Below are 6,548 nucleotides of genomic sequence, written 5' to 3'. Positions count from 1 at the left end.
CCAGCAACCGTCGAGGCCCTCCGGCAGTTCTGGATGCCTATACGCTTCAAGCGCGGTGCGTAGGCCGTCCGCACCAAGTCCGTGGCTCCGTGGGCCTCTCGTACCGTTTACCGTCGACCGCTCGGTCCGGCACAAAAGTGTGAGCTGCTTGCTGGCGTTTCGTCCAAGGCGACTGCGGAACCCAATCGGCCGCTAATGCGATCTGTATCGTTACCTGCTTAAGGCCGAAAATGCGCGCGGCTCGGCGACAATCTCATACCGAACGCTTCGTTTGGCGCAACGACACGTGCTTCTGGGTTAGAGCTGCCGTCTGGTGCGCTCGCACAAGGACGCACCGATCCATCACGGGCGCCTATGCCTTCATAGCGATCGAGTATTTTGCGCCGTGCGCCGCCTCTAGTAGTAACACGCGTTGTTGATCCAACCGGGACACGGAGGAATGCCATTTGGCCAATTGCGGGAACCCCTCATCGTGAGGAGGAAGGGGATTCTGGCACACCTTATCATCGGGAGACGATGCCTGTCGGTGGCCTTGAGCCGCCGTTTCCGAGAGCAGGTCGTGGCCCCTTGAGCGGGGCTGGCGGCGATAGCGGCTTCGAATCCCGCTGTGCTCGTCTGGGAGGGTCAATGAACCTCGATGATACGATGGAGGCTGCGCGACAGACCATCGCACAGATGGATAGTCTCTTGACGCGGGCTCGCGAACAGCTTGGCCGTTGCGCCTGCCCTTTGGGCGACAGCACTATGAGTGCCGCTTCAATTTCTGCATTTGTCGGCGATCAGGATGAAGCGTTTCAAAGGGCGTATGCGGACGAACTGGCGGCCCTCAGTCACATCCTGCCGGCCCCCGAGTCAATGTCGCATGTCCCAAGCACCAAGCCCTCTCTACGAAGAGTGTGACATGATGAGGATGACGGATGGTGACCTGTTGAATGGTGGGGATGCGACAGACACTGAGCGGCTGGCACAGCTCGCCATCGACTTCACGACGGGGCGCGCTGACCTAGCTAGCGTCATTGGGATCACGGATGATGAGCTTGAGGCTCTATATGTGTTTGGCCATCGCTACTATTCTTGCGGCAAGTACGAAGAGGCGCGGAATTTTTTTCGCTTCTTGTGCTTACACCGGCACATTGACGCACGATTTTGGTTTGGTCTGGCTGCTAGTAGTCAGATGCTTGGGGACCCAGAAAACGCCATGCACGCCTATCGGTTGGCCGGGCTCCTGAATGGCGAGGACCCGCAGATACCGCTTCGTGCTGCGGAATGCTTCATCAAACTCGATCATCCCGCAGCGGCCATCACCGCACTCGAGAATGCCTTGGCGCTGAGTGTCGGAAGGCCCGAACACAAGGCTTTGGCCGGGCGTGGGCTGATGATGCTAAACTGCCTCAAATCCCAAGTGGGGTCCAACCATGGATAGAGTGAACATGAGGGCGTTTACGAGCAAAACACTCCCGGAAGTCGGGACGCTGCCTTTCAGTGCCTCCGCCATCGGTCTTTCGAGCAATGGCCGCAAGACCGACGCCAACCTGCTGCCGCAATCGGTTTCCGGAGAGCCTGTTGCGTCAGGTGCGATTCCAAGCTTAGCGGCACCACGTGCGTTCGATGCGATTGACCTCCTTACCAAGTTTCTGGCTCTAAAGACCAAGATGACGGATGGACAGCTCGCAGCCGGAATAGAGGACGCGCGACACTGGGGAGAGCAGCAAAGGCAGTTGCACGAGAAAATCTCTAAAAGCATCATTGAAGCGGCAAAAAGATCGGCAGAAGCAAAGAAGAGCTCCGGCATCATGAAGTTCTTCGGGTGGCTGGCGGTTGGATTGTCGGTCCTGGCTGCCGTTGCCACTGGTGGAACTCTTGCTGTCATGGCGGCGGCAGTGAACGTTGGAGTAGCGACTCTCACCGAGACGGGGGTCATCGATAAGATGACCGCGGCAATTGTGAAGAGTCTCGAGAAAGACGGAATCGAGGGCGGCAAGGCCAGAACCTTGGGCATGGTCATTACGATTGGCATCATATTCGCCATCTCGGTGCTCACGGTCGGCGCTGGTTTTGCTAATGGAACTGCGAATGGATTGCGCATCACCGCCTTGGTACCGTCTAACTCTGTCAAGGCTGTTCAGATCGGACAGAGGGTTTCGACGGCGGCTCGGGTCGGCGAAGCAGTGGCCTCGGTGGGCGCGGCTGCCGCCAGCATCGCCAATGGCGTCCAGCAGAAGGAGGCAACGGACGCCCAGGCGGAAACGCTTGAAATTAGCAGCCGCATTGCAAGATTGAGACAGCTGCAAGGCGATGAGATGGACTTCATCAGGCAATTGCTTCTCGACAGGACGATAACCACACAGAAGGTTGCCGAGGCGATTGAGAGTCAGAGTGACGCCAACGCCAATCTCATAAGGCATTTTGGTTGACACACTGCTCAAGGTCAGTTGTCGAATTTAAGGAACGTAGCGATGGTAGTTAAAATCGAACGTGAAAGGACCGTTGGCGGGTACGACCTCTTGGATGCTGCCGCGCATCAACAACTTCCGTGGCTGCCGATCTCTGCTACGGTCGCCGGCAGGAACGTGCCAGAAGGCGAGATCACACGCCCTCTTGCGGATCGCGTTGAGAGGGCGCCGGGTTGGGGATCAGTTGGTGCACCGGATCTCGCGGACGTAGAGATCCAGAAGCTTTCGAACGTCCAGGCCAAGCTGAAGGACTTTGCTACAGGGAACGACATATCAGCGGTCGCCGCGCTCATCGTTCGGCTCAATGCGGAGTTCCGCAAGGCGGCGAGGTCAGACCGGTCGGCTGCGCTTAACGTCGAGATCGCTGCGCAGGAAGCTGCGGCCAAGGCGCTTCGCAATTCAGGGCTATGCCAGTTGTTTGGCGCAATAGCCACCTCTGGCGGCGCCATGTTAGGCGCCGGCGTGAACCTCAAGGGCGCTCGCCAGTTTCAGGCGCGCTTCGATGAGCTGTACAAGGCCAAGATCCAGACGCCGCTTCCGAAGTCTGGTTTGGAGACGCCAGCCCCGAACAGCCCTACAGGTCGAGCGCAGCGCTTTGACAAACCGGAAGGCGAGCCGAAGCTCGACGACAAGCCTCACGGCAAAGCGCAACTTACCCAAGCACCGGAGCGCGAGGCACGGTCCTCGGAGGACAACATCGAGACAACAGGTCTGGACTGGAGCACATCATCGAGCAGAGACAATACACTTGGCGCCCCGCTTAGGCTGGACGCGCCCGATAGCACGACGGACCCCCTTGAGTTTACTCGCGTTGTCCAGGCACAGACAGCAGCCCAGCAGGCGTCGATGAAATGGAATGGCCTGGGCACAATCGCAACAGAAGCCTTTAAGCTTTTGGGAGCCGGCCTGAACATGGCGGCGACGCACTACCAGGAGGAGAAGGCGAAGCTGGAGGCGGACGGCACCAAGGCGCGGGCGCAGATGGAGGACGAGAGTGAATTCATGGCGAGCTATGAGACCGTGATTCAGGACTTTCTGGGCAAGCTTGATGAAATTCGTCGTGCCGATACCGAGGCGAGAAGCAAGATCGTCAATATGGCTTGAGTGCAATGCACGTTCGACGAAAACGTCTGAACTTTGAGAATGGCGTAAGATGATCAATGCAATGTCTGGATACCAGCCCTATACGTCGGCCAACAGCGTAGGAAATGTTCTCCCGGGTGGCCTGTCTTTGTGCTCGATCATGGTGCTGGTTCTGATGGAACGGTATGGCATCTACCAGGATCTAATCCGGTCCGCATACGACGATATGCAAGCGCGAAACAATTTGCTAAAAGATATGAATAAGGCATTGTCCGTCCTGAGGACCAATCGGCCGACCGATGAAAAGGCAGCTAAGGATTACGGCACTTTCGTCGATTCGCAAGGCACGACCCAGCATGTGTTTGAATGGATGCGCGAAAAAGGCATCCCCATCGAGGCAACTAAAACAACGCACGAAAAGCTTAACGAGCATTTTGCAAAGCGCGGCGCGCGGCCGCCGTTCCCAAGCCCCGACACGCAAACTGGCGGCAAGAGGGGTGTGCAGTCTCAGTTCGATGCTGCCATCAATAATCTTAAGGCGTCGATTGATGGCGCCAACAGCGAAGGAGAGATGGCGATGATTCACCTGCAGGGGTTGCTGGGTAAGCACAATGACGTTGCTGCACTGATGTCCAACCTTCTTTCGAGGGATCAAAAGATCAAGGAGATGATTATCGGCAACTTTCGTTAAGAGATGGCAATAATAAGCGAGGCATGGCCCTGTTCTGCCCGACTATCTTAAAGTTAAGAGCGCAGGTGCGGCAGTGGATGGAAACTGAATGGATGCGCATTCTTCGCGGGAACGCCGCTTCCTAAATGTCTAGCAAGATTTTCCGAACCCTCGTTTGTCTACTGCTCACCCGATGTGCCGGCTCCGACCCGATTGCTGAACGTGGTATTCTGCTGGCTTCGCCAAGCGTCAGCTGGCGAGCGCCGGAGCTCTCCCTCTCGGCGGGGAAACCGCATGCAAGTAGCTTTGAACTGCTGGCACAGCCGCCAACCCAGCGGGTCACCGCCTCGGTGGAGCGGCGGCTGCCGGTCACCTCCAATAGCACCCGCGTGAGCCTCGACTACGCCAATGCCGATATTCGGCAAGTTGTGAATGACGTCATGGGCGACATTGTGAGCATGCCTGTCATCATCGATCCGGGCGTTGGGGGAAAAATGACACTTCGGACCTCCGGCCAAGTCCCCGCGAGTGATGTGCCGCGATTGCTCGACCAAGCGCTGGCACCGTACGGCTATGGATTGGCCGTGATTGACCGCGGAGTTCGGGTGGGGCGCTTGGTCGACCTCGCCGGCGGAGTACGAACAGATGTTCAAGTGATTCCCGTTCGTTATGTCAATCCAGTTGACGTGATCAAGGTCATCCGACCAAACGTCGAGGACAGCGTGCACCTGACACCCGCGCCGGGAGAACAAGGTATTGCCATCAGTGGGCCGCCCAGCTCGGTCAGTTCCGCGCGCGAACTCATCGACTTGCTTGACACCGATGCTATGGCTCACAAATCGTTTGCGCTGTATACCCTGGCTCAGGCGAGTCCGGCCGCGGTAGAGCGAGAACTCAATTTCTTGTTCAACCAGAATGGCCAGGGCAGAGCTCGCGTTCGGCTTGCGCCGCTCGAGCGGCTGAACGGCATTCTGGTGGTAGCGGATGATTCTGCGCTACTTCAGCAAGTTCGTCGGATCATCGCCAAGCTGGATAAGACCTCGGAGGCGGCGGCAAACATTCACGTGCGTCCGCTTCGGTATCGACGGGCTACGGAAGTGGCGCAGGTGCTCGCACGAGTCTTTGGTGCTCAGCCATCCAGTGCCGAACCTCGCGCGCAGCCCGCGAGGGAGTTTGGAAAGTTGTCAATCGGAAGCGCATCCGATCGTTCGAGTCTGCCACTGAACGCTCCCGGCCTGCTGGACGAAAGATCAGATGCCGCCGCGTCGACAACGCAAGCAAAGGACGATGCGGTGGCCTCCGCAGTCAGTCTCGGCCTGTCGGCACCGGTGCGGATCCAGCCAGATCCGAGCCAAAATGCACTTGTCATCTTGGCAACGCCGCAGGACGACAAAATCATCGAAGCCGCAGTTCATCAGCTCGACGTCAAGCCGCGGCAGGTCCTGATCCAGGCCATTGTCGCAGAGGTGCGGTTGAGTGATCATCTGCGATACGGCGTTGACTATCTTCTCTCCTCCCTGGATTTGGATGCCGTTCCACAAGGTGGTTTATCCTATTTGTTTCCAAATAAGGGCGTCAACGTTGTGCTGCACGCGCTACGTGGCGTCGGGGATGTCAAGGTTGTATCGGCGCCACGTATTCTGACAGTTGACAACCAAACCGCGACAATTGAAGTGGGCGATCAGGTTCCGATTCTCGCGCGATCCGCACAATCCACGCTAAGCCAGAGTTCATCAATCGTGAGTGACGTCGAACTACGCGACACGGGGGTCATTTTGGCTGTAACACCTCGCATCGGCGTCGGGGGTAGCGTGACGCTTGACACCTTTCAGGAGGTCAGTACCGCGAACAAGAACACACTGACCAACGTCCAATCCCCGATCATTTCGGTACGCCGCCTCAAGAGCACCGTGTCGACGCGAAGCGGTGATACGATCGCGATAGGCGGCTTAATGCAGGATAGTACCAACGGGATGGATTCCGGGGCTCCCGTGCTGAAGGACATTCCCTTGGTGGGGTCTCTATTCGGCAGCACGGAGCACGCCAAGGACCGAACCGAGCTCTTGGTGTTGCTGAATCCTCGGGTGGTTGAGAGTGGCGCCGATGCGCGGGCTTTGACTGAGGAGCTGCGAGAGAAGTTCGAATCGCTGGCCCCCGATCTCGGCCGCCACCTGACGCCCCAACGGAGACGTCGTTTGTGAGGCCAAGTTTTGGCAGGACATTGGAGAGATAGACAGAGCTGGCCCCGGTTGTTTGGACAGCGCCCCGCTGGATTTAAGTGGATTCCTGCCGGGTTATGCTGAACGCGGGGCTTTACGGTTTTGTCGTTGCGTCGGGAGGGC

6 protein-coding genes are annotated in these 6,548 nt (G+C 57.8%); all 6 read left to right on the top strand.

Features of this window, described 5'->3' with window-relative positions:
- The first annotated feature begins 627 nt into the window (after nucleotides 1-627).
- Nucleotides 628-900 carry a hypothetical protein gene (locus QJT78_RS47305; RefSeq protein WP_028154029.1) on the top strand — a complete coding sequence of 91 codons (273 nt, stop codon included), beginning with the start codon at nucleotides 628-630 and terminating at the stop codon, nucleotides 898-900.
- Nucleotide 901: 1 nt separating this feature from the next.
- The gene (locus QJT78_RS47300; RefSeq protein WP_028154028.1) at nucleotides 902-1,423 is read left to right on the top strand and encodes a SycD/LcrH family type III secretion system chaperone; all 522 of its coding nucleotides are present in this window, start codon (nucleotides 902-904) and stop codon (nucleotides 1,421-1,423) included.
- Nucleotides 1,416-2,414 carry a hypothetical protein gene (locus tag QJT78_RS47295; RefSeq protein WP_281460732.1) on the top strand — a complete coding sequence of 333 codons (999 nt, stop codon included), beginning with the start codon at nucleotides 1,416-1,418 and terminating at the stop codon, nucleotides 2,412-2,414. Before QJT78_RS47300 ends, QJT78_RS47295 begins: the two co-directional genes overlap by 8 nt.
- Nucleotides 2,415-2,456: 42 nt before the next feature.
- A complete protein-coding gene (locus QJT78_RS47290; protein WP_038953949.1) occupies nucleotides 2,457-3,557 on the top strand; it encodes a hypothetical protein in 1,101 nt (366 codons plus the stop codon).
- Between the two features lie 49 nt (nucleotides 3,558-3,606).
- Nucleotides 3,607-4,227, top strand: a complete 621-nt coding sequence (locus QJT78_RS47285; RefSeq protein WP_157790373.1) for a hypothetical protein — start codon at nucleotides 3,607-3,609, stop codon at nucleotides 4,225-4,227.
- Nucleotides 4,228-4,352: 125 nt separating this feature from the next.
- Complete coding sequence (locus QJT78_RS47280) at nucleotides 4,353-6,407, top strand: secretin N-terminal domain-containing protein (protein ID WP_028154024.1); 2,055 nt, start codon at nucleotides 4,353-4,355, stop codon at nucleotides 6,405-6,407.
- Nucleotides 6,408-6,548: the final 141 nt, after the last annotated feature.

It is taken from the genome of Bradyrhizobium sp. Mp27, from assembly GCF_029953005.1.
In the GTDB taxonomy this organism is placed as follows: Bacteria; Pseudomonadota; Alphaproteobacteria; order Rhizobiales; family Xanthobacteraceae; genus Bradyrhizobium; species Bradyrhizobium barranii.
Note: the sequence above shows the minus strand (reverse complement) of the source record. Positions and strands in the feature narration are given on the sequence as shown.